The 23,287-nt window shown below is 70.9% G+C and carries 17 protein-coding genes and 1 pseudogene; 8 read left to right on the top strand and 10 right to left on the bottom strand.

Translation table 11 applies throughout. The features are described from left to right. Positions 1–117: 117 nt before the first annotated feature. Both KGA65_RS17435 and recG read right to left on the bottom strand, forming a co-directional pair. Positions 118–1,680, bottom strand: a complete 1,563-nt coding sequence (locus KGA65_RS17435; RefSeq protein ID WP_225864394.1) for a M4 family metallopeptidase — start codon at positions 1,678–1,680, stop codon at positions 118–120. A 209-nt stretch (positions 1,681–1,889) separates the two neighbouring features. Further along, on the bottom strand, positions 1,890–4,001 hold the full coding sequence (gene recG / locus KGA65_RS17430; protein ID WP_225864393.1) for an ATP-dependent DNA helicase RecG: 2,112 nt from the start codon (positions 3,999–4,001) through the stop codon (positions 1,890–1,892). Here recG and KGA65_RS17425 point away from each other — a divergent pair. The 3 genes from KGA65_RS17425 to KGA65_RS17415 all read left to right on the top strand — a co-directional run bounded on the left by KGA65_RS17425 (position 4,000) and on the right by KGA65_RS17415 (position 6,022). After that, a complete protein-coding gene (locus tag KGA65_RS17425) occupies positions 4,000–4,323 on the top strand; it encodes a hypothetical protein (RefSeq protein ID WP_225864392.1) in 324 nt (107 codons plus the stop codon). The genes recG and KGA65_RS17425 overlap by 2 nt on opposite strands. 87 nt (positions 4,324–4,410) lie before the next feature. Next, positions 4,411–5,511, top strand: a complete 1,101-nt coding sequence (queA, locus tag KGA65_RS17420; protein WP_225864391.1) for a tRNA preQ1(34) S-adenosylmethionine ribosyltransferase-isomerase QueA — start codon at positions 4,411–4,413, stop codon at positions 5,509–5,511. A gap of 52 nt (positions 5,512–5,563) precedes the next feature. Further along, on the top strand, positions 5,564–6,022 hold the full coding sequence (locus KGA65_RS17415) for a c-type cytochrome (protein ID WP_225864390.1): 459 nt from the start codon (positions 5,564–5,566) through the stop codon (positions 6,020–6,022). Between the two features lie 24 nt (positions 6,023–6,046). Here KGA65_RS17415 and KGA65_RS17410 read toward each other — a convergent pair whose 3' ends face one another. Next, positions 6,047–6,643: an IMPACT family protein gene (locus KGA65_RS17410; RefSeq protein ID WP_225864389.1), complete on the bottom strand. Its 597-nt coding sequence runs from the start codon at positions 6,641–6,643 to the stop codon at positions 6,047–6,049. Between the two features lie 97 nt (positions 6,644–6,740). On the opposite strand from KGA65_RS17410, the gene tgt reads away from it, so the two are divergent. The 3 genes from tgt (at position 6,741) to KGA65_RS17395 (ending at position 10,771) form a co-directional block, all read left to right on the top strand. Beyond that, positions 6,741–7,886 (top strand): tRNA guanosine(34) transglycosylase Tgt, encoded by a 1,146-nt coding sequence (gene tgt, locus KGA65_RS17405; protein WP_225864388.1) that lies wholly within the window; start codon positions 6,741–6,743, stop codon positions 7,884–7,886. A 78-nt stretch (positions 7,887–7,964) separates the two neighbouring features. Beyond that, the gene (locus tag KGA65_RS17400; protein WP_225864646.1) at positions 7,965–10,262 is read left to right on the top strand and encodes a hypothetical protein; all 2,298 of its coding nucleotides are present in this window, start codon (positions 7,965–7,967) and stop codon (positions 10,260–10,262) included. A gap of 5 nt (positions 10,263–10,267) precedes the next feature. Beyond that, on the top strand, positions 10,268–10,771 hold the full coding sequence (locus KGA65_RS17395; protein ID WP_225864387.1) for a hypothetical protein: 504 nt from the start codon (positions 10,268–10,270) through the stop codon (positions 10,769–10,771). A gap of 97 nt (positions 10,772–10,868) precedes the next feature. Here KGA65_RS17395 and argG read toward each other — a convergent pair whose 3' ends face one another. Together argG and KGA65_RS17385 are read right to left on the bottom strand one after the other, a co-directional pair. Beyond that, a complete protein-coding gene (gene argG / locus KGA65_RS17390) occupies positions 10,869–12,209 on the bottom strand; it encodes an argininosuccinate synthase (RefSeq protein ID WP_225864386.1) in 1,341 nt (446 codons plus the stop codon). Positions 12,210–12,323: 114 nt separating this feature from the next. Then, a pseudogene (locus KGA65_RS17385) lies at positions 12,324–13,646 on the bottom strand (MFS transporter); the annotation flags it as partial. Positions 13,647–13,785: 139 nt separating this feature from the next. Here KGA65_RS17385 and KGA65_RS17380 point away from each other — a divergent pair. Further along, positions 13,786–15,939, top strand: a complete 2,154-nt coding sequence (locus KGA65_RS17380; protein ID WP_225864385.1) for a phosphocholine-specific phospholipase C — start codon at positions 13,786–13,788, stop codon at positions 15,937–15,939. Between the two features lie 28 nt (positions 15,940–15,967). On the opposite strand, the gene KGA65_RS17375 is transcribed toward KGA65_RS17380, so the two are convergent. The 5 genes from KGA65_RS17375 to KGA65_RS17355 all read right to left on the bottom strand — a co-directional run bounded on the left by KGA65_RS17375 (position 15,968) and on the right by KGA65_RS17355 (position 22,456). Then, entirely contained in the window at positions 15,968–16,714 is a 747-nt protein-coding gene (locus tag KGA65_RS17375; RefSeq protein WP_225864384.1) for a hypothetical protein, read from the bottom strand. Next, positions 16,711–17,799 carry a GSCFA domain-containing protein gene (locus KGA65_RS17370; RefSeq protein ID WP_225864383.1) on the bottom strand — a complete coding sequence of 363 codons (1,089 nt, stop codon included), beginning with the start codon at positions 17,797–17,799 and terminating at the stop codon, positions 16,711–16,713. The genes KGA65_RS17375 and KGA65_RS17370 overlap by 4 nt, the downstream gene beginning before the upstream one ends. Before the next feature lie 20 nt (positions 17,800–17,819). Next, complete coding sequence (locus KGA65_RS17365) at positions 17,820–19,805, bottom strand: M61 family metallopeptidase (RefSeq protein ID WP_225864382.1); 1,986 nt, start codon at positions 19,803–19,805, stop codon at positions 17,820–17,822. 48 nt (positions 19,806–19,853) lie between these two features. Beyond that, positions 19,854–21,047, bottom strand: coding sequence for a ligand-binding sensor domain-containing protein (locus KGA65_RS17360; protein ID WP_225864381.1), 1,194 nt, complete (start codon positions 21,045–21,047; stop codon positions 19,854–19,856). A gap of 209 nt (positions 21,048–21,256) precedes the next feature. Further along, the gene (locus tag KGA65_RS17355) at positions 21,257–22,456 is read right to left on the bottom strand and encodes a CaiB/BaiF CoA transferase family protein (RefSeq protein ID WP_225864380.1); all 1,200 of its coding nucleotides are present in this window, start codon (positions 22,454–22,456) and stop codon (positions 21,257–21,259) included. A gap of 132 nt (positions 22,457–22,588) precedes the next feature. On the opposite strand from KGA65_RS17355, the gene aqpZ reads away from it, so the two are divergent. After that, positions 22,589–23,287 carry an aquaporin Z gene (aqpZ, locus tag KGA65_RS17350; protein ID WP_225864379.1) on the top strand — a complete coding sequence of 233 codons (699 nt, stop codon included), beginning with the start codon at positions 22,589–22,591 and terminating at the stop codon, positions 23,285–23,287.

The raw sequence follows: 23,287 nt of genomic DNA, 5'->3' as shown, positions 1-23,287 counted from the left end.
CCGCGGAGGGCGGCCTCTGGTGGAAGGTCCCCGGGGTGGGGTGCGGGCCAGTGTCGGACCGGGGTCCGCACCGGCCCATCCCTACCCCAGGGGATGAGGACAACCCGCAGGGACGGGTCAGTTCACCAGCACGGCCGACCAGGCGGCCTTCACCGCGGCCACGGTCGTCGACGAGGCGCCGTACAGGTCGGTGGCGGCCGAGATGGTGGCCGTGCGGGCGCCGGCGTAGGTGGTGCTGGAGGTCATGTAGACCGTCAGCGCGCGGTACCAGATCTTGGCCGCCTTGTCGCGGCCGATGCCGGTCAGCGTGCCCGTGCCAGAGGCCGTCTTCTTGTTGCCCGAGACGCAGGTCTTGGATGGCGAACCGGCGGTGGTGCCCTCGGCCAGCAGGTAGAAGAAGTGGTTGGCCGGGCCGGACGAATAGTGCACGTCCAGCAGCCGCAGTCCAGAGTACCAGCAGTCGGCCGAGGCACCGTCCTTGTTGGGCTGGGCCATGTAGCGCAGGGCCTTGCCGGCGGTGCTGTAGAGCTCCTCGCCGATCAGGTAGTCGGGCGTGTCGCTGGCGTTGTTGGCGTAGTACTCCACCATGGTGCCCATGATGTCAGAGGTGGCCTCGTTCAGGCCGCCCGACTCGCGCGAGTAGGTCAGGTTGGCGGTGCGCGAGGTGACGCCGTGGGTCATCTCATGGCCGGCCACATCCAGCGACACCAGCGGGTTGAGCGTGCTGCCGTCACCGTAGGTCATGCAGAAGCAGCTGTCGCTCCAGTAGGCGTTGTCGTAGTTGCTGCTGTAGTGCACGCGCGAGTACGCGCCCTTGCCGTCGTTGGCGATGCCGTTGCGGCCGAAGGTGTTCAGGAAGTAGTCCCAGGTCATGTTCTGACCGTAGGCGGCGTCGGCGGCGACGGTCTCGCTGCTCGACTCGGCGTTGTTGCCCCAGATGTTGTCGGCACCGGTCAGCGTGGTTTCGGTGCTGGTGCCGTTGTTCATGGTCACCACATAGTGGTTGCCGCGGGTGCTGTCCTTGAGGGTGTAGGTCGAGCCGCTGAGCTGGTCGTGCAGGCTCACGTTGCCCGAGTACAGGGTCTTGCCAGTGCCGACGTCGTCGATGGTCTGGATGTCGTCCCAGCGGTCCAGCAGCGTCTTGTCAGCAGCGGCCACGATCAGGTGGGCCTGGCTGGGCGTGCCATCGGTGCGCACGCCGTTGACGCGCACGTCCCAGGCCAGCTGGGGCTTGCCTTCGCGGGCGTAGACCACCAGCTCGGCCGACTGCACCGCGCCGTTTTGGGCGCCGAACTGGGCCAGGGCCTCGCCCTTGGCGGCCTTGGCCAGCACCACCGGCTTCAGGTCGATCTGGATCAGGTTGCGCAGGGTCTGGCTGACGCCGTTGAAGCGGCCGTCGGCCTGGCTGTGCACCACCAGATCGCCCCCGATCACACGCAGGCCGGCGTGGGTGCGTTCGAAGCGCACATGCTCGGTGCCGTCGGCGTCGACCACCAGGTCACGGGCGACGAAACTGTCCCGGCCGGAGTTGTGGGCGGCCTGGAAGGCGGTGCCGCCCAGGTGGGCCAGCGCGCGCTGCACGGCCGGGTGATCGGCGGCCGGGACGGCGGCCAGGGCGGGCGCGCCCAAGGTGAGGGCCAGGGCCGCGGCGGCCACGGCGCGAAGGGCAAAGTTCGTCATGGAGTGGAATGTCCTTGTGGGTGTGGGTGGTGTTGTGCGCTTCGGCCACCACGTCCGGATCACGGCGGATGGCCGATGCGCAGTGTCAGAGGCTGGCCACCCGGCGAGGCATCCCCTACACAGGGGGGGACCTGTCAGAGCTGACAGGAAGGTGTGTATGGGCGTAACGAAGCCCGGGTGAAAACCCGGATCGTCCCGTGAGCCTGTGCTCAGGCCTTCAGGAATTCGGCGCGGGCGCCCAGCCAGCGCGCCACCTGGGCGCGGGCCGCCGCGGGGTGGCGGTCCAGCAGCTGGCTGGCCAGGCTGCGGGCGCGGGCCAGCAGCGGCGCGTCCTCGGCCAGGTCGGCAAAGCGCAGCAGCGCATCGCCCGATTGGCGCGCCCCCATGAACTCGCCCGGCCCGCGGATCTCCAGGTCGCGCCGGGCGATCTCGAAGCCGTCGGTGGTCTCCACCATGGCCTTCAGGCGCTGCTTGCCGCTGTCCGACAGCGGCGTGCCGTAGAGCAGCACGCAGACGCTGGCCACGCTGCCGCGGCCCACCCGCCCGCGCAGCTGGTGCAGCTGGGCCAGGCCGAAGCGCTCGGCATGCTCGATCACCATCAGGCTGGCATTGGGCACGTCCACGCCCACCTCAATCACCGTGGTGGCCACCAGCACCTGCAGCTCGCCGGCCGAGAAGCGCGCCATCACCGCGGCCTTCTCGGCGGGCGGCATGCGGCCGTGCAGCAGGCCCACCTCCACGCCGGGCAGAGCCTGGGCCAGGTCCTCGCGGGTGGCGGTGGCGTTGCTCAGCTCCGACAGCGGCGTGCCGCGGCTGTCGTCGTCGTTCTCGCTCTCCTCGATCAGCGGGCAGACCCAGTAGACCTGCCGGCCGCGCGCCACCTCCTCGCCAATGCGCTCCATCACCTCGTGGCGCCGGCTGTCGGCGAACACCTTGGTGACGATGGGCGTGCGCCCGGGCGGCAGCTCGTCGATGGTGGAGACCTCCAGGTCGGCGTAGTAGGTCATGGCCAGGGTGCGCGGGATGGGCGTGGCGCTCATCATCAGCAGGTGCGGCTCCAGCGGCCGGCCGTCGTCGGTCTGCGCGCGCAGCTTGCGCCGCAGCTCCAGCCGCTGCGCCACGCCGAAGCGGTGCTGCTCGTCCACGATGGCCAGGCCCAGCTTGGAGAACACCACGTCGTCCTGGATCACCGCGTGCGTGCCCACCACCAGCAGGGCCTCGCCGCTGGCCACCTTGGCCAGCATGGCCTGGCGCGCCTTGCCCTTGCGGCTGCCGGTCAGCCAGGCCACGGTGATGCCCAGCGGCTCCAGCCACTGCACCAGCTTGGCAAAGTGCTGCTCGGCCAGGATCTCGGTGGGCGCCATCAGCGCGCACTGCCAGCCCTGGTCCATGGCGATGGCGGCGCACAGCGCGGCCACCACCGTCTTGCCCGCGCCCACATCGCCCTGCAGCAGCCGGTGCATGGGCTGGGGCTGGGCCAGGTCGGCGGCAATCTCCTCGCACACGCGGTGCTGGGCCCGGGTCAGGCCCCAGGGCAGCTGGGCCAGCAGGCGCTCGTGCAGGCCGCCGGGGCGGGCGGGCAGGGCGGGGGCGGCCAGCAGGGCCCTCTCGCGGCGCGACTGCATCTGCGAGAGCTGCTGGGCCAGCAGTTCCTCGAACTTCAGGCGCTGCCAGGCCGGGTGGCTGTGGTCTTCCAGCGTGGCCAACTGGGCCTTGGGCGGCGGGTGGTGCAGGAAGTGCAGCGCATCGCGCAGCGTGGGCAGGCCCGCGGGCACGCTGCCGGCGGGCAGCACCTCGTCCAGCGGCGCGCGGGCCAGGCCGGCGGCCACCGCCTTGCGCAGATAAGCCTGGGGCAGCTGGGCGGTGGTGGGGTAGACGGGGGTGAGCGAGGCGGCCAGCGGCGTGCCGTCCTGCACCGCCTTGAAGGTGGGGTGCACCATCTCGCGGCCGAAGAAGCCGCCGCGCAGCTCGCCGCGCACCCGCACCCGCGCGCCCGGGGCCAGCGTCTTCTGGTGCGAGGGGTAGAAGTGGATGAAGCGCAGCACCAGCTCGTCGCCGGCCTCGTCCTGCAGCCGCACCACCAGTTGGCGGCGCGGGCGCAGCTCCACCTTGCATTCGGTCACCACGCCCTCGGTCTGCAGCGGCAGGCCCAGCCGGCCCTCGCGCAGCGGCGTCAGGCGGGTTTCGTCCTCGTAGCGCAGCGGCAGGTGCAGGGCCAGGGCCAGTGGGGTGGTCAGGCCCAGCCGTTCCAGGGCCTTGACCGGGCCGGAGCGCGGCTTCGCAGGGGCGGCGGGCGTGGCGGGAAGAGAGGCCTCGGGCATGAACGAATTCTCGCCGCGCCGCCGGATTGGGGTCGCGGCGCCACAGCCCCTGACACTTTTTTTCACTTGTCGGCGGTGCGCTGCGGCCTTCCGTCACAGGCTGGGGCGACAATCGCGCACCCAACAGCGGGCGCCGGATGCACCGCTGCAGAAATGGATGTTCATGGTGATCGCGCTGCGGGTCTTTGGCCGTTTGATGTTCTGGTTGTCTCTGGTGGTGCTGGTCGCGCTGGCGCTGGCCTGGGCCTGGGACCGTTCCGACAAGCGGTCGGCCGCCGGCCCGGAGGACAGCACGCCGGCGGTGGCGCCGCCGACCGCCTGACACTCCCCCGGGTGGACGCAGGGCTTCCCGCCCGCGTGGAACAATACGGGCCCGTTCACTCTTGAAGGCCGGTCAAGCCTGCAAGCCATGCCTGTTGATTCCCAGCCCGTCCGGGCCTCGGCCTACACCCTGGCCGATTTCGATTTCCCCCTCCCCCCCGAACTGATCGCCCAGCAGCCGGCGGCCGAACGCAGCGCCGCACGCCTGCTGGATGGCCGCGGCGACCGGCCGGTCGATCGCGTCTTCCGCGAACTGCCCGCGCTGCTCAACCCCGGCGACCTGCTGGTGTTCAACGACACCCGCGTCATCAAGGCCCGCCTGCATGGCGAGAAGGCCACCGGCGGCAGCGTGGAGGCCCTGGTGGAGCGCGTGCTGCCCACGGCCACCGACGAGCCCGGCGAGCTGCTGGCCCATGTGCGCGCCAGCAAGTCGCCCAAGCCCGGCAGCACCGTGCGCCTGGGCACCGACCATGGCGAGGGCTTCGAGGCCGAGGTGCTGGGCCGCGGCGGCCCGGACGGCTCGCTGTTCCACCTGCGCGTGCCGGGCAACCCCTTCACGCTGCTGGAGGACTACGGCCACGTGCCGCTGCCGCCCTACATCACGCACGACGACGCGCCCGAGGACGAGACCCGCTACCAGACCGTCTTCGCCGCCCGACCCGGCGCCGTGGCGGCACCCACCGCCGCGCTGCACTTCGACCAGGGCGTGCTCGATGCGCTGGCCGCCCGCGGCATTGAACGCACCCAGGTCACCCTGCACGTGGGCGCCGGCACCTTCCAGCCGGTGCGCACCGAGAACATCGCCGAGCACAAGATGCACAGCGAATGGTTCGAGGTGCCGCAGGCCACGGTGGACGCCATCGCCCGCACCCGCGCCGCGGGCGGGCGCATCGTTTCGGTGGGCACCACCACGCTGCGCGCGCTGGAGTCGGCCGCGGTGCAGACCGGCAGCCGCGAGGGCCTGGACCGGGCCTGCCGGGGCGAGACCGACATCTTCATCACCCCGGGCTTCCGCTTCCGGGTGGTGGACCGGCTGGTCACCAACTTCCACCTGCCCAAGAGCACGCTGATGATGCTGGTGAGCGCCTTCTCCGGCCACGACCACATCATGGCGCTCTACCGCCACGCGGTGGAGGCCCGCTACCGCTTCTTCAGCTACGGCGACGCCATGCTGCTGGACCGCCGCTGAGCCCGGGGTAAGCTTGCGGCCTGCTGTTCCACTGCCGACCCTGCCCACCGCCATGACTGCTGCTGCCACCCGCCCGACCCACACCCTCCCGCTGCTGCGCCTGAGTGTGCTGACGGCCGCGCTGTGGATGGGCGCGGCCCAGGCGGCAGGCCCGGCCGTCGACGCGGCCAAGGCCGAGCGCGTGGCCCAGGCCTCGGGCTGCTTCAGCTGCCACCAGATCGACCCGCGGCCGGAAGATGAGGACGAAGGGGACGACGAGGCGGCCGCCACCACCGCCGCGCCGCGCCCGCCGATCGCGCCGGCCTGGCGCAACGTGGCCACCAAGTACCGCCACGACGAGGGCGCGCTGGCCCGGCTGACCCGCACCGTGCTGGGCGGCTCCAACCCCTACGACCCGCACTGGAAGTACCAGGTCACCGGTCTGGCCATGCCGGCCAACCGCATCGCCATCAGCGAGGACGACGCCCGCCTGGTGGTGCGCTGGATCCTGTCGCTGGACGACGCGAACTGAGGTCCGCCGACCCGGTCGGCGGGCTCAGCCCTCCGGGGGGGCCAGCCAGCCCAGCTGGCCCTGGCCGACCTCGCCCAGCTGGGCCACCAGCGCCTCGCGCGCCCCTTCGACCACGCTGAAGCGCAAGGTCACCAGCGCGCCGTGCTGGGCGTCCAGCAGCTCGGCCTGCGCGGCCTCCAGCGTGCGGCGCACCCGGCCTTCCAGCGCATAGGGCACCAGGCAGGCCAGCGTCAGCCGCTTCTGCAGCGGCACCCGCTCGGCCTGCAGCAGGGCCTGGGCCACGCTGTCGGTGTAGGCCCGCACCAGCCCGCCGGCGCCCAGCTTCACCCCGCCGAAATAGCGCACCACGGTGGCCAGCACGCCCTCGAGCTCCTGGTGGCGCAGCACGTCCAGCATCGGCCGGCCGGCCGTGCCGCCCGGTTCACCATCGTCATTGGCGGCCGACTGGCCGCCGGCCAGCAGGGCCCAGCAGACATGCGTGGCGCCGGGGTGCTCGGCCCGCAGCGCAGCCACCCGCGCCTGGGCCGCGGCGCGGTCGGCCATCGGCTCGACACAGCCGAGAAAACGGCTCTTCTTGATCAGCAGTTCGCTGTGGATGGGGTGGGCGAGGGTGAAGGCCATGAACGGCGTGCGGGGGCGACGGGGCGGGCAAACCAGCACTGTCGCACATCCGGCCCCGAGCGGCGCCAGCCCGCCCGGCTCGGCGACAATCCGTCCCATGCTCCAGTTTGAATTGCTCAAGACCGACGGCCTGGCCCGCCGCGGCCGCCTGACCCTGAACCACGGCGTCGTCGAAACGCCGATCTTCATGCCCGTGGGCACCTACGGCACCGTCAAGGGCGTGCTGCCCAAGTCGCTCTACGACATGGGCGCGCAGATCATCCTGGGCAACACCTTCCACCTCTGGATGCGGCCTGGCCTGGACGTGATGCAGAGCTTCGGCGGTCTGCACGGCTTCGAGCGCTGGACCAAGCCCATCCTGACCGACTCTGGCGGCTTCCAGGTCTGGAGCCTGGGCGAGATGCGCAAGATCAGCGAGGAGGGCGTCAAGTTCGCCTCGCCGGTCAACGGCGACCGTCTGTTCCTCACGCCCGAGGTCAGCATGCAGATCCAGACCGTGCTGAACTCGGACATCGTGATGCAGTTCGACGAGTGCACGCCCTACGAGACCAAGGGTCACATCACGACTGAGCAGGAAGCCCGTTTCTCGATGGAGCTGAGCCGCCGCTGGGCGAAGCGTTGCATCGCCGAGTTCGAGCGCCTGCAGAACCCCAACGCCCTGTTCGGCATCGTCCAGGGCGGCATGTTCGAGTCGCTGCGCGAGGAATCCCTGCAGGCCCTGGTCGAGATGGACCTGCCCGGCTACGCCATCGGCGGCGTCAGCGTGGGCGAGCCCAAGGAGGACATGCTGCGCATCATGGCCCACACCCCGCACCGGCTGCCGGCGAACAAGCCGCGCTACCTGATGGGCGTGGGCACGCCCGAGGATCTGGTGGCCGGCGTGGCCTGTGGCGTGGACATGTTCGACTGCGTCATGCCCACCCGCAACGCGCGCAACGGCCACCTGTTCACCCGCTTCGGCGACCTGAAGATCCGCAACGCCCGCCACAAGAGCGACCACCGGCCCATCGACGAGACCTGCAGCTGCTACGCCTGCACTGGCGACGCGGCCAACGGCGGCTTCAGCCGGGCCTATCTGCACCACCTGGACCGCTGCGGCGAGATGCTGGGCCCCATGCTGGCCACCATTCACAACCTGCACTACTACCTGAACCTGATGCGCGAAGTGCGCGAGGCGCTGGACGCCGACCGCTTCGACGAATTCCGCCGGCAGTTCGCCACCGACCGCGCCCGCGGCGTCTGACGAACCCGCCCCGCCCGCCGCCGGCCCGACCGGGCCCGCGCGGGTGTTTTTTTCACCAACCACGGAAGCTCTCGCCCCATGGCGACCACCTCCCGGCGCCGCCGCGCCGCCGCACCGGCCGACGACGCGCCGCTGACGGCCGCGCCCACCGCGGCCTCGACCCCCGATACCCCTCCTGAAACCACGCCCACCCCCGAGGCGACCCCCGCCCCGGTACGCAAGCGCAAGACGGCCGCCGCCCCACCCGCGGTGGAGGCTGAGGCGACCACTCCGGCCGCCCGCAAGCCGCGTGTGGCGGCGAAGAAGTCCACCCGCGCCAAGCCAGCAGCCGTCCCGGTGGCCGAGCCCGAGGCGGTGGCCGAGGCCGTGACGCCTGCGGACGCCGTGGCCGATGTCGCCGCACCGGCACCCAAGCCGGCCCGCCCGGCCGCGCGCAAAAGCACCCGCGGCACCCGGGCGCGGGCCGCCGCGCCGGCGACCGAGACGCCTGCCGCCGAGCTGGTCGCGCTGCCAACCGAGACCCCGGCCCCGGCTGCCGTGGCGGCGGAAGCGACCGCACCGGTCCCGGTGGCGCCTGAAGTGCCCAGCGCGGCCGCACCCGCCACATCGCCCGTGCCGACCGAGGCTGAGCCGACCCCGGTGGTGGTCGAGGCCCCGCCGGCGCAGGACCTGCCTGCCGCGCCGGTCGAGGCCGCGTCTCCGGCACCCACCCCTGCGGCGGCGCCGCTGCCGCCCACGCCCAGCACGCTGGCGCTGGTGGCAGTCGCCGAGGGCGGCCCCCGCCGCCTGCAGTGGACGGCCGGCCGGGGCTGCCCGGACACCTTGCGCCAGGCGGTGGCCCGCTGGCAGGGGGCGGACGGCCGCCTGACGCCGGGCGGCCCTGAGGCGCTGGACGAACTGCTGGCGCTGGCCGCCCGCTGCGGCCACCCGCTGGTGGTGGAGGATGCCGTCTGGCGCCAGCTGGCCCTCAAGGGTGATCTGCGCCAGCGCATCACCCACCTGGAGGCCTGCTTCCCGCAGGGGTTGGAGGCCGCCCATTTCGCTGGTGCCGCGGCCGGCCCGCTGACACCGCGTCCGGCCCAGCTGGAAGCGGCCTTCTTCGCCGCCTGCGCGGGCGCCTGCCTGCTGGCCGATGCCGCCGAGCTGGCGCCCGACCGGGAGCTGGCGCTGGCCTGGCAGCTGGTGCAACGTCACTTTGGCGCCCGCAGCCTGGCGCTGCGCCTGGGCGCCTCGACCGACGAGGCCCGGCGGGCCCGCTGGCAGGCGCTGCTGGCCCCGCTGGGCGAGGACGCCCAGGTGCAGCTGCTGGCGCCCACCGACCCCTGGCCGACCGCCGGCGTGGAGGTGCTGATCGTCGACCAGCGCGACGGCTGGCAGCCGCTGCCGGCCGAGTCCGCCACCGACAGCCCCTGGCTGTGGGTGCTGGCGGCCGAGGACGCGCTGCAGGCCGAGCCGGCCGCCGCCGAAGCCTGGCTGACCCGGCTGGACCGCCTGGGCAGCGGCGCGCTGGCCCAGGGCCTGGCCGAGGCCACGCCCGAGGCACTGGGCCCCTTGCTGCTGCAACGCCACTGGGCCGAGGTGGCCGAGCAATGGCCGGCCTGGGCACCGCAGGACCGCAGCTGCCCCTGGCACGAGGAAAGCCGGGCCCGGCACGACCAGGCGCTGGCGGCGCTCAGCCCGCTGCTGGTGCGCTGGCAGCGCAGCGGCTTCCTGTCCGACAGCGATCAGCTGCTGCTCAAGACCAGCCTGACCCAGGCCGAGGCGGCCGAGCGCGAGGCCGCGCTGGTTGTGCTGCCCGACCTGCTGAGCGAGGCCCGCGCCGCGGGCCGCACGCGGGTCGTGCTGTTCGCCCAGCCCGAGGCCGCCGAGGACATGCCGGCCTGGGCCGAGTGGCTGGCCGAGGGCGGCTGGCAGGCCCAGGTGCTGCCCACGGCCCACCGCGAGGCCGACCCGGTGCTGCGTGCCTTCCGCGACGCCGAGGGCCCCAGCCTGCTGCTGGTGGCCGACGGCCTGCCCGGCAGCGAGCCGCGCATCCCCACCGGGCCGCAGGCGCCGCTGGTGATCCACCTGGACCGTCCCTGGGACGAGGCCCTGCGTGAGCGCCGGCTGCAGCGCCTGCGCCTGCCGCGTGGCCAGCGCGCGGTGCCGGTCTGGCAGCTTCTGCCCGAGGACGGCCTGGCCGCCCGGCGGCAGGCCCAGCTGGCCGCCCGGGCCGCCACGGCGGGCCTGAGCGAGGCCCCGGCTGCCCCAGTGAGCACGGGGCGCCTGCGCCACGGGGCGGCGCTGCAGACCTGGCTGGCCGACCTGGCCGCCTGCCTGCAGCTGCCCAGCGCCACGCCTGACGCCACGCCGGCAGCGGAGGCCGCCGCGGTCTGAGCCGCATGCCCGAGTCCCAGAACCCCTCGGCGCTGCGGGCCCTGCTGCGCGCGCTGTGGCAGTGGCCGCTGGCGCTGCTGATCCTGTTCGAGGAATGGGGTTGGGACACGCTGCAACGGCTGCTGGCCTGGCTCGGGGCCTGGCCGGGCTTCCGGCAGCTGGAGGCCTGGGTGCGGCGTCTGCCGCCCTACGGGGCGCTGGCCTTGTTCGCCCTGCCCACGCTGGCGTTGCTGCCTGTCAAGCTGCTGGCGCTATGGGCTGTGGGTCGTGGCCATGCGGTGTTGGGGCTGATGGTGATCGTGGCCGCCAAGCTGGGCGGCACGGCCCTGGTGGCCCGGCTCTTCACGCTGACCCGGCCCGCGCTGATGCAGCTGGCCTGGTTCGCGCGCTGGCACGACCGCTGGGTGCCCTGGAAGGCCGCGCTGCTGCAGAGGGTGCGCGCCAGCGCGCCATGGCGCCTGGCACGGGCGCTGGTGGCCCAGGTGAAGGCCGGGTGGCGCCGCCGCTGAGCGGCGCTCAAAAAAGAGGGGCCCCGAAGGGCCCCTGAAAGGTGGAGGGCCGGCCACGGGGGCCGGACACAACCACTGTCAACCGGGTGCAGACCGATCAGTCCTTTTCAGGCGCGGTGATCAGGCCGATGCTGCTGTCCGGCCGGCCCAGCAGGCCGGCGGCGCTGTAGACGCCCAGCTTGTCGCGGGTGTCGGCGATGTCCAGGTTGCGCATGGTCAGCTGGCCGATGCGGTCGGCCGGGGTGAACGCCGCGTTCTCCACCTTCTCCATCGACAAGCGTTCCGGCTTGTAGGTCAGGTTGGGGCTCTCGGTGTTCATGATCGTGTAGTCGTTGCCGCGGCGCAGCTCCAGCGTCACCTCGCCAGTCACGGCGCAGGCGATCCAGCGCTGGGCCGATTCGCGCAGCATCATGCACTGCGGGTCGAACCAGCGGCCCTGGTACAGCAGGCGGCCGAGCTTGCGGCCGTTCATGCGGTACTGCTCGATCGAGTCCTCGTTGTGGATGCCGGTCACCAGGCGCTCGTAGGCGATGTGCAGCAGCGCCATGCCCGGGGCTTCGTAGATGCCGCGGCTCTTGGCCTCGATGATGCGGTTCTCGATCTGGTCGCACATGCCCAGGCCGTGGCGGCCGCCGATGCGGTTGGCTTCCTCGAACAAGGCCACCTGGCTGGCGAAGGTCTGGCCGTTCAGCGCGACCGGCACGCCTTCTTCGAAGCGCACCGTCACGGTCTCGGCCTTCACCTCGACCTCGGGCTTCCAGAAGGCCACGCCCATGATGGGCTTGACGATGTGCATGCCGGCGTTCAGGAACTCCAGGTCCTTGGCCTCGTGGGTGGCGCCCAGCATGTTGGAGTCGGTCGAGTAGGCCTTCTCCACGCTCATCTTGTAGTCGAAGCCGTTGGCGATCAGGTACTCGCTCATCTCCTTGCGGCCGCCCAGCTCGTCGATGAAGCGCTGGTCCAGCCAGGGCTTGTAGATCTTCAGCGAGGGGTTGACCAGCAGGCCGTAGCGGTAGAAGCGCTCGATGTCGTTGCCCTTGTAGGTCGAGCCGTCGCCCCAGATGTGGACGCCGTCCTCCTTCATCGCGGCCACCAGCATGGTGCCGGTCACGGCGCGGCCCAGCGGGGTGGTGTTGAAGTAGGTGGCGCCACCGGTGCTGATGTGGAAGGCACCGGACTGGATGGCGGCGATGCCTTCGGCCACCAGTTGCGCGCGGCAGTCGATCAGGCGGGCGATCTCGGCACCGTAGGCCTTGGCCTTGCGGGGGATCTCCTCGTAGTCGCTCTCGTCGGGCTGGCCCAGGTTGGCGGTGTAGGCGCAGGGGATGGCGCCCTTGGAGCGCATCCAGTGCACGGCGGCGCTGGTGTCCAGGCCACCGGAGAAGGCGATGCCGACGCGTTCGCCGGCGGGAAGTTGTTGCAGGATGGTGGCGGACACGGTGTGTTCTCGTTGAAGCCGACGGGAGGATCGCCGATTTTAGGCCGGCTTGCCCGGCTGCTCCGCGCGCCACGCCCTCGGGGTCGCCTATTCCGCTGGACCGCGCCCGGTGCGCAGCCAGCGCCCGGTGTGGCGCAGGTAGTCCGGTTCGCGCAGGAACAGGGCCAGTGTCACCGCCACACTGGCCAGGGCCAGCAGACCGAAGACCTGCGGGATCGTCGCGCCGGCCGAGCGCAGCGCGCCGACGATCAGGGCGCTGGCGATCATGTAGAGGGCGTTGAGGATGTTGTTGGCCGCGATGATGCGGGCCCGGTGCGTGGCCGGCGCGCGCCACTGCACCAGCGCGTACAGCGGCACGCTGTAGAGCCCGGCCGAGAGCGAGAGCCCGAACAGCAGCACCAGCAGCAGGTCATGCCGGGGCTGGGCCAGGAAGTCCGCCAGGCCCCACCGCAGCGCGGGCAGGGGGGCATGGGCCGAGGCCCAGGCCAGCAGCGCGGCGAACAGCGCCATGCCCAGCGCGCCCAGCGGCACCAGGCCGATCTCGACGTGACGGTGGCTCAGCCGCTCGCACAGCAGCGAGCCAGTGCCCACGCCGACCGAGAACACCACCAGCAGCAGCGAGGCCACCTGCTCGTCGCCATGCAGCACGTCCTTGGCATAGGCCGGGAACTGCGCCAGGAAGACCGCGCCGAAGAACCACAGCCAGGAGATGCCCAGCAGGGCGCGGAACACCGTGGGCTGCTGGTGGGCCAGCCGCAGGTTGCGCCAGGTCTCGGAGAAGGGGTTCCAGTTCAGCCGCAGGCCCGCCTCGTCGGGCGGGCTGGTCGGCACATGCTGCACCGCCCAGCGGCCCAGCGCGGCCAGGGCCAGGCCGGCCAGCGCCACCGCCTGGGCACTGCTGGGCACGCTGCCCTCGGGCAGGCTGGCCAGCACCCCGCCCAGCACATTGCCCAGCAGGATGGCCACGAAGGTGCCCATCTCCACCAGGCCGTTGCCGCCGGTCAGCTCGCGCTCGTCCAGGTGCTGGGGCAGGTAGGCGTACTTCACCGGGCCGAACACCGTGCTGTGCAGGCCCATCAGGAAGATGCAGCCCAGCAGCAGCGCGATCCAGCCCTGCCACAGGCCCCAGGCCGCCAGCGCCATGATGGCCAGCTCCAGGTTCTTCACCATGCGCATCACGCGGGCCTTGTCCAGCCGGTCGGCCAGTTGGCCGGCGGTGGCGGAGAACAGCAGAAAGGGCAGGATGAACACCGCGCCAATGGCCAGCCCGGCCAGCGCGGGGGGCAGCCAGTCCACCGCGACCCGGTAGGTCACCAGCACCGTGAAGGCGAACTTCAGCACGTTGTCGTTCATCGCGCCCAGGAACTGGGTCCAGAAGAAGGGCGCGAAGCGGCGCTGGCGCAGCAGGTCGAACTGGCTGGAGGGCGTGCGGGGCATGGGGTGGGGGTGGGCGAGGGAGGCCCCACTGTAGCGGCAGGCTGACCCCCTAGTCTGCAGGCGGGGCCGCCACAAAACTGACCTGCGGCGCGGGCATGCTGCGGACGCTTCCGATGCCGACACACACCAGGGGAATGTCATGAGCACCGTCGACCGTCGCCAGTTTCTGCAAGGGGCCGCCGCTGCGGCCGGCACCGCTGCGCTGCCGCCCGCCATCGCCCGCGCGCTGGCCATCCCGGCCCGCAACGTGGCCAAGAGCATCCAGGACGTGGCCCACGTGGTCATCCTGATGCAGGAGAACCGCAGCTTCGACCACTACTTTGGCACCTTGCCGGGCGTGCGCGGCTTTGGCGATCGTTTCACCATCCCGCTGCCCGATGGCCAGAGCGTCTGGCAGCAGAGCAACGGGGCGCGCACCGTGCTGCCCTACCACCTGGACAGCAGCAGCGGCAACGCCCAGCGCGCCGGTGGCACGCCGCATTCCTGGAAGGATGCGCAGTGGGCCTGGGACCACGGCCGCATGACCCACTGGCCGCTGTTCAAGACCAACACGGCCATGGGCTACTACACCCAGGCCGAGCTGCCCTTCCAGTTCGCGCTGGCCAATGCCTTCACCGTCTGTGACGCCTACCACTGCAGCCTGACTGGCGGCACCAACCCGAACCGCCTGTTCCTGTGGACCGGCAGCAATGGCGCCAGCGCGGCCGGCGTGGTGGCGGTGGTCAACGAATGGGATGGCATGGCCGCGCCCAGCAGTGGCTACAACTGGACCAGCTATGCCGAGCGCCTGCAGGCCGCGGGCGTGCGCTGGAAGCTCTACCAGAACCTGCCGGACAACTTCACCGACAACCCGCTGGCCGGTTTCGTGGCCTTCCGCCAGGCCAACCTGGACATCGGCAACAACGCCGACGGCTCCCCCTACCTGCCCTACACCCCGGCCATGGAGAGCTTGAACCCGCTGGGCAAGGGCATCGCCAACACCATGCCCGACGGCGGCTTTCTGCAGGCGCTGCGCGACGACATTGCCGCCGGCACGCTGCCGCAGGTGTCCTGGGTGGTGGCGCCGGCCACCTACAGCGAGCACCCCGGCCCCTCCTGCCCGGCCCAGGGCGCCTGGTACGTGGAGCAGACGCTCAACGCATTGACCGCCAACCCGGCGATCTGGAGCCAGACCGTGCTGCTGGTGATGTTCGACGAGAACGACGGCTTCTTCGACCACCTGCCGCCGCCGGCCGCCCCCTCGCTCAACCGCAACGGCAGCGAAGCGGGCGCCAGCACCTGCGACGTCAGCGCCGAGCGTTTCACCCACCCGGCGCCGGCCGGCACCAGTGGCCAGCCGCAGCCCGACGGCGGCGTCTACGGCCTGGGCCCGCGCGTGCCGATGTTGGTGCTCTCGCCCTGGAGCCGGGGCGGCTGGGTCAACTCGCAGGTCTTCGACCACACCTCGGTGATCCGCTTCCTGGAGACCCGCTTTGGCGTGGTGGAGACCAACATCAGCCCCTGGCGCCGCACGGTCAGCGGCGACCTGAGCTCGGCCTTCAACTTCGTCAACCCGAACAACGAGGCCCTGCCCAGCCTGCCGGTGCTGACCAAGGAGGCGGTGGACGCGCTGCGCGCCCAGCAGGAGGCGATGCCCAAGGTCAAGGTGCCCGGCGTGGAGCAGCAGACCCTGCCGGTGCAGCCGGCCGGCACCCGGCCCTCGCGCGCGCTGCCCTACGCCCTGGCGGCGGACGCCACGCCCGATGCCGCTGGCCACCGTCTGCTGCTGGACTTTGTCAACGCGGGGGATGTGGGCGCGGTGTTCCACGTCTACGACCGCTTGCACCTGAACCGCAAGCCGCGCCGCTACACCGTGGGCGCCGGTCAGCGCCTGCAGGGCCAGTGGGACCTGCGCAGCAGCGCTGGCCGTTACGACCTGTGGGTGCTGGGCCCGAACGGCTGGCACCGGGCCTTCGTGGGCAGCCTGGCCCGCCGCGCCAGCGTGCCGGTGGTGGAGGCCCGGGTGGCCCCGCGGCCCAGCAGTGGCAAGATCCTGCAGGTCACGCTGCAGAACTTGGGCAGCGTGGCAGCCACCGTGCGCATCACCGCGCTGGCCTACCGCACGGACGGGCCTTGGCTGTTCTCGGTGCCGCCCGGTGGCCGCGTCAGCTGGAACCCGGGCCTGGCCGGCTCCCAGGGCTGGTATGACCTGCAGTTCACCGTCGAGCAGCTGGACGGCTGGAGCCGGCGTGCCGCCGGCCGTTTGGAGAACGGCCAGCACAGTGTCAGCGATCCGATGATGGGGCTGGGCTGAACGGCTGGCGGTGTGGCCCCGATGGGCCTCAAGGGGAGGGGGTGCTGGTGCGCAGACCGAGAACCTGCGCCATGCGCTTCAGCATGGCTTCACCAAAGTCTGCGTTGCCGTGGTGGTGGTCTCCGGCTGCCGTGGATTTGAACCGGGGCCGCAGAAAACCCTCAGGGGTCAGCCAGTCTGGTTCCATTGAGACGACAGGGATGTCCCGTGCCTCCAGCTGCTGGGTGACCCGGGCACGGTAAAGCTGGTTGAGACACAGCACCGTGCTGGCCCCATTCCTGTTGACGGCGGGGTGGGCCCGAAACGGGGCCGGCGCCTCCATCACGAACACGCGATGGTGGCGGCGCAGCGCGCTGAGCATGGCCAGTTGCTGTGCCACGTCATCGTCGATGATCTGCTGAATCAGGCCGATCGACACGCGGTGCAGTGCAGGGTCGTCGGGTTCATCACCCACGGGGAGGCCGATGGGCTTGTGGCGGGTCCAGTCTTTGCTCCACAGTCGCATGCTGTGCAGTGGGCCACTGAAACCGATCCAGTCAAAATGGGCTGGCAGGGGTGGCAGGCGCGGGCATCGGTCCTTGTACTCTGCCTGGACGATCTCTACATGGTCGCCCCGGTCTTCAAAGAAAGGGCCGGGGAGGAGGTGTCCGCTGCCCAGCGCCTGGATGCGCAGGTCCAGCGCCGTCAGGTCCTCCCTGCCCCGCCACTGAGCCAGTCCCATCGCCAGGGGGCCAGTGTGGCTGTCGCCACTGATCAGGATCCGCGTCTTGGTCATGGCTGGCTTCCAGGGCCAAAAGCGGCCAGCAGGGCTTCTTCGCAGATGACTTTTTCCTCCTTCTCCTCTGGCGCCGGCACTTCCGAGGAAGTATTGGGTGCGGCCGGTGGTTCGTGCTCGGCAAAGAACGCGCGCATCACATGCTCCACGCCCGCGCTCACAACCGTCCGTGCATCCGGTCCATAGAAGTTCCCCCGCATCACAGGCGACGCAATGATTTCGTAGGAGGGGAAATAGTCGACATAGTCATGGGTCTGGGCCAGTTGGCCGGCCACGGCGCGCAAGACGGATTTCGAATAGCTGGTCGCCACGGCCACCTGCTGATCGGTGGCGGTCGCCGCCAGTGGGACGGGGCTCACCGTCAGAAGAAAGCGCATGCCTGGCCGGATGCTGCGGGCCCGATCCATGAAGCCCTGCAGATCGCTCAGTACCTCCGAAAAGCCGAAGTTCTCGAATCGGTGGAGGGCCGGATCGAATTGACCACCATGCGTGCCAGGGCAGATCGGGAACACCGCGCCGTCACGACGGTCCAGCCAGGCTTCGGTCAGTCCCAACGTGAAGACAAAGACCTCGGTCTTCTCCAGCAGGCGCGCCACCTGGTAGAGATGGGATGTCCGGCTGGCATGCACCGCCTCTGGCGAGGGCAACGGAGGCTCGATCGTCGGTCGGAAGGGGTCTACGAATCCGGATGCTGCGCCCGAGGCTTGCTGCCAAGAGAGGTCGTGGGGGTGGAACTCGCCCAAGGCCCGCTGCAACAGTTGCAGCAACTGGCGCGTTGTGTAGACGTTGCCATACCGGGCTGAATAGATGCCGTACCCATAGTCCGCAGTCCGAGCTTCCGGGAGTGCCGGAGGGGCTGGTTCGGCATCGAGGAAGTTGAAGCCCTGTCGACGAAGATGTCGGCCAATGTGCTGCGCGAAGCAACTGCCCGCCGTGGCCACTGCAGCCTGGCCGATGGGCCATTTCTTCCGATACCAGGAGGGGATCTCGAGAAAGTGATGCTGCTGCACCGTTTGGCGCCAGAACGCGCTGGCGGGCTGGGCCCGATAGGGATGTTCGGTGGCCGGTGGCGTTGCAGTTGTCATGGTGCAGGGGGCTTCGAAGATCAACGTGCTCGGTAGATGATAGCGAGCCGGTCCGGCTTGCTGCCCAGGCGTTCCAGCCGCGGGTAGCGCAGGCCGCCCTGCCAGTCGATCACCGGGTGCAGGAACAGGTCGCCATCGCGCACCAGCAGATGCAGTGGGGCCTGGCCCTGGCCCTGGCGGTTGGCGGTGACGGCGGCGGCCAGGCGCTCGGGCTTGTAGGCCCGGTCGTTGACGGCCACCAGGGTCATGCCCGGTGCCAGCCCGGCGCGAAACGCCGGGCTGTCCCAGTACACCTGGTCGAGTTTGCCGTCGCTGGTCACCCGCAGGCCCAGCGAGAAGGCGAGATCCTGCGGTCGCTCATCCCCCTCGGGGCCGCTCCCGCCGCGCTCGTTCTGCGCATAGCGGCTTTCCTCGGGCGACCAGACCAGCCGCCAGCCGCTGCGCTCCACCCCGTCGAGCAGGTGGCGGCCATCATGGCCCTCCAGTCGGTCGCGGAAGAAGCCGGCCCAGTCGTGCGGCTGCACCGTGTTGAGTGCCTGCACCAGCGTCTCGACATCGTAGACCGAGGGTCGGATGCTGCCGTCGGCATGGGGGGTGGGCGGGCTGCCAAAGAAGGACCGGGCGAAGTGGTCCAGCGAGCGTTGGTGGTGGCTCAGGTCCTGGATCAGCGTGTCCACGTCCAGCCACAGCAGCAGGCCCTCGTCGTAGTAGTCGCTGCTGCGTTGCCAGTCCTCCCATTCCGGGTCGTGGCCGGGGCCGACGGTCGGGTCCAGCGTGGTGTCCTGCAGGTTGCGCCAGGACCGGCCGCAGCGCGCCTGCAGCTCGGCGGCCAGTCCGGCCAGGCGGTCGCGCGCCTGCTCCGGCGTGGACAGACCGGCCCGGGCACTCAGCACATGGCCCCAGTACTGGGTCAGCCCTTCGTACACCCACAGCAGGCTGTTGCGCATGGGCTGGTTGTAGTGGGCGGTCCACAGATCGGCCGGGCGCCGGAACTTGCCGTTCCAGGCGTGCACGTACTCGTGCGGCAGCAGCTCGCGGGCGCGGATGGCGCGGTCCCAGTCGTCGGTGAAGTAGCTGGCCTCGGCGCCGTTTTCGCTGGACTCGTGGTGCTCCAGCCCGATGCCGCCGAACTCGTCCGAGAGGGCCAGCAGGAAGTCGTAGTGCCGGAAGGGCCGGCTGCCAAAGAGCCGGTCGGCCTGGCGCACCAGCGCCCGGTGGGCCTCCAGCTGGGCCGGGCTGGCCGCCACCGCGGCCGGGTCGTCGCCCAGCAGGTTGAGTGTCACCGGTGCAGCGGTGCCGGGAGCATCCAGCGCCACGCGGCGCAGCACCGCACCGGCGAACACGGGCGAATCGACCAGCGTCTCCAGCGAGGTTTCGCCATAGTCCCACCAGCCCTGCGCATCGGCCGCCGGGGCGGCGTGGCCATGGGGGCCACGCAGGGCGCTGGCCTGCTGCCAGCCGGGGGGCAGCTTCAGCCGGCTGTGCACCCGCAGCGTGCTGGCGGCAGTGTCCGCCGGGTAGAGCAGCACGGTCTCCCACTCCACGTTCAACAGGCTGCGGGTGATGGAGACCCGCTCGTTGCTGCGCCGGGTCGGCGCGATGTACTGCAGCCGCAGGTCCAGCCGATCCACGCCGGCCGGCACGTCCACCAGAAAGGCGTGGGTGTCCACTGTGTCCCGCTGCCAGCGCAGCGGCTGGCCGGCCGCGGTGATGGTCAGCCCGGCCAGCCGGCTCACGTCGCCATAAGGGCCGTGCGCACCCGGCAGGAAGCGCGGATAGGACAGCTTCAGTTGCCGGGCTTCGGGGGCAGGGGGCAGGGGCAGCTGTTCCTGGGCCTGCAGCACGCGGTGGGCCAGGTCGGTGGCGTCCACCGCCAGTTGGATTGGCGCCCGTTCAGGGGCGGCCCGGGCCGCCCCGGGCAGGCAGCCTGCCGTCAGCAGACAGAACGCCAGCAGGCCGCTGGCGGCCCAGGGGGGGATGGAAAAAGGGCGTGGAAGGTGGTGCACGTCCCTGAAGATAGCCGATCCTGCCGCCGCGAGCCGATCGGCGCGGGGTCATTGGCCCAGCAGCAGACGGCAGCCGATGCCGTAGGGCTCGGCCTCGCCGTTGCTCACGTAGAAGTCGGTGGCGGTGCCCAGCAGCAGGCCCTCCGGCGTGCTCAGCAGGTTGCGCACGCCCCAGGTGTAAGGGAAGCCGAAGCCGTCCGAGACCTGCAGGTGCCAGTCCCCTGGGTTCCCGGTGGTCGTGTAGTACAGGCTGCCCTTCCCCTGGACGTCGTTGGTGCGCACCGTGTCGTCGGTGTAGGTGCCCAGGTACAGCACGCCGTTGTGGATGGCCGTGGACCAGCCATAGGTGTTCTCGGGGTTCCCGAACCCATCGTCGGTGATCAGCTGCCAGGCGCCGGGGACCGCAGGCGTGGCCGAGCGCAGGATGGCGAAGCCGTTCCAGTAGTTCGACGTGGTCAGGTAGAACTGGCCGTTGAACTCCTGCAGGCGCATCACACCGGCATTGCCCCTGGGCAGCGGGTTGGTGGGCGTGATGTTGACCAGGGCGCTCCCGCTCAGCAGGTAGAGGTCCAAGGCGGATGAACTGTTCCAGGTGCCGGCATAGAGCTGGCCTTGGAAAACGCTCAGCACCGCGATCGAGGTGTCCGTCACCGTGGTCACCCGGGTCCAGGTCGTGCCGTCGTACTGCCACAGCTGGCCGCCGCTGGCATTCTCGGTGCCGGCGTAGAGCAGGCCATTGAGCTCGGCAAAGGTGCGGATCGAGGTGTTCTGGGGGTCACTTCCCGGGCCACTGTTCACCAAGGACCAGGTCAGGCCGTCGTTGGCGCTGCGGTAGAGGAGAAGGCCGGCATCACCTTCGGTGGCGGCATAGAGCTGCCCCTGGTAGATTGCCTGGCCCCGGAAGCCACTGGTGTCCTTGGGGGCCTTCAGGACCTTGCGCCATGGGCCGGTGCCGGCATCGCGGCGCCAGAGTTCACCACCGCCGGCCACGAGCTTGCCGGCGCTGTCGCGCGCCGGGCCCACGTTTTTGGTGCCGACCAGCAGGGCGCCGCTGTCCGTGCGCGTCAGGCTCCACACATAGCGGTTGGAGGGGTTGCCAAAGCCGGCGCCGACGGCGGCCGTCAGGTCGTTGAACTGGCTGACCGGCGCCGCCTGGGCCACCGAGAGCATGCCCAGCGTGGCCAGGACGGTGGCCCTCAGCAGACCACGGGCGAGCTGGGTGGCGGTGTGGAACGAGGGCATCACGGTCATCTCCTGGAGCGCGGTCTCGGTGTCGAGAGCAGGCTCGTGCGTACTGCGGGGGCGGGGGCGAGCCTGCACGAAGCAGGATCGGGCGGGTACGACGCAGGTCCGGGCGGTCACGGAGGCCGCACGACCGATGCGGACTGCGACTGTTCCAGCTTCAGTCCGGTCGGTCATCCCTCCGGCGAGGGAGCCCCCGGGTGGAGACTTCAGTCCGCGAAAGGGGCGCGGTGGGCGGCGGCCGGGTGACGCTCCCCCAACGCCGGCGCCAGCGTGCGGATGGCCCCCGGCGTGGCAGAGAGCTTGGGCACGATGCCAGGCACGTCCAATGTCTGGCCGCTGGCGGTGACGATCTGCTGGATCATGCCGCGAGCCTGGTAGTGCGGGTCGGCGGCGATGTCCTGCACCGTGTAGATGCGGCCCACCGGCACGCTCACCGCCTGCAGCGTGGCCACCACCTCGGCCACCGGGCGCTGCACCGTCCAGGCGGTGATGGCCGCGTCGATCTCATCCACCCGGGCGGCGCGGCCGGCGTTGTGGGCCAGGTCGGGGGCTTCGCCCAGGTCGCTGCGGCCGATGGCGGCCATCAGGCGCTTGTAGATGCTGTCGCCGTTGCCACCGATGACGACCTGGCCGTCGGCGCAGCGGTAGGCGTTGCTGGGGGCGATGCCCGGCAGGGCCGTGCCCGCGGGCTGGCGCACCACGCCGGCGGCGCTGTACTCGGGCAGCAGGCTCTCCATGCAGTTGAAGACGGCCTCGTAGAGGGCCACGTCCACCACCTGGCCGCGGCCCTTGGACGCCTCGGCGTTGACGGACTTGGCACGGGCCTGCAGGGCCAGCAGCACGCCGATCACGCCGTGCAGCGCGGCCAGGGTGTCGCCCAGGCTGACGCCGGCGCGCACCGGCGGGCGGCCGGGCTCGCCCATCAGATGGCGCAGGCCGCCCATGGCCTCGGCCACCACGGCGAAGCCGGGCAGGTCGCGGTAGGGACCGTCCTGGCCGTAACCGCTGATGCGCAGCATGATCAGCCCGGGGTTGGTGGTGGCCAGTTCGTCGTAACCCAGGCCCCACCTCTCCAGCGTGCCGGGCTTGAAGTTCTCGATCAGCACGTCGGCTTCGTCGATCAGGCGGCGCACGTCGGCCCGGCCGGCCTCGGTGCGCAGGTCCAGCACCACGCTGGCCTTGTTGCGGCTCTGCACCTGCCACCAGACGCTCGTGCCGTCCTGCACCACCCGCCACTGGCGCAACGGGTCGCCGCTGCCCGGGGGCTCCACCTTGATGACCTCGGCGCCGAAATCGCCCAGGGTCTTGCCGGCGAAGGGGCCGGCGATCAGCTGGCCCAGTTCAACGACCCTCAGGCCGCTCAGTGGGCCACCATCCTGTGGCGGAGGGATGTGCGGAGTTCTCATCTCTGTTGCAGTGTTGCCAAGCGTGACAGACCCGATGGTGACATCGATCACGGCCCGCTCCGGTGAGGGATGGCCCTTGGCCCGCCCGGTCCCTAGGCTGCGGCCCGCAATCAACTGCTGGGAGCAAGGACTGTGACGACCCCTCTTTACAAAGCCCTGGGCGCCGAATGCCTGGGAACATTCTGGCTGGTGCTGGGTGGCTGTGGCAGTGCGGTGCTGGCCGCCGCCTTTCCCGGCCTGGGCATCGGCTTCACCGGTGTGGCGCTGGCCTTCGGCCTGACGGTGCTCACCATGGCCTACGCAGTGGGCCATGTGTCGGGCGGGCATTTCAACCCGGCGGTCTCGGTCGGGCTGTGGGTGGCGGGCCGCTTCCCGGTGGGGCGGCTCCAGTCCTACATCGTGGCCCAACTGGTCGGCGCCGTGCTGGCGGGGGCGGTGCTGTACTTCATCGCCAGTGGCAAGGCGGATGTCGGCAGCCTGGGGGGCTTTGCCTCCAATGGCTATGGCGAGCATTCCCCCGGCGGTTATTCTCTGGCGGCGGCACTGGTGACGGAGGTCGTGCTGACGGCGATGTTCCTGCTGGTGATCCTGGGGGCGACCGATGCCCGTGCACCGGCCGGCTTCGCACCGATTGCGATCGGGCTGGCACTGACGCTGATCCACCTGGTCAGCATCCCGGTGACCAACACTTCGGTCAACCCGGCCCGTTCGCTGGGGGTTGCGCTGTTCGCCGCGCCGTGGGCCCTGCAGCAGCTCTGGCTGTTCTTCGTTGCCCCGCTGGCGGGGGCCGTGCTGGGGGGGCTGGTGTACCGCGGGGTGTTGGCCGATTGA

The sequence above is a fragment of the Ideonella benzenivorans genome (assembly GCF_020387415.1).
GTDB lineage: Bacteria > Pseudomonadota > Gammaproteobacteria > Burkholderiales > Burkholderiaceae_C > Ideonella > Ideonella benzenivorans.
Note: the sequence above shows the minus strand (reverse complement) of the source record. Positions and strands in the feature narration are given on the sequence as shown.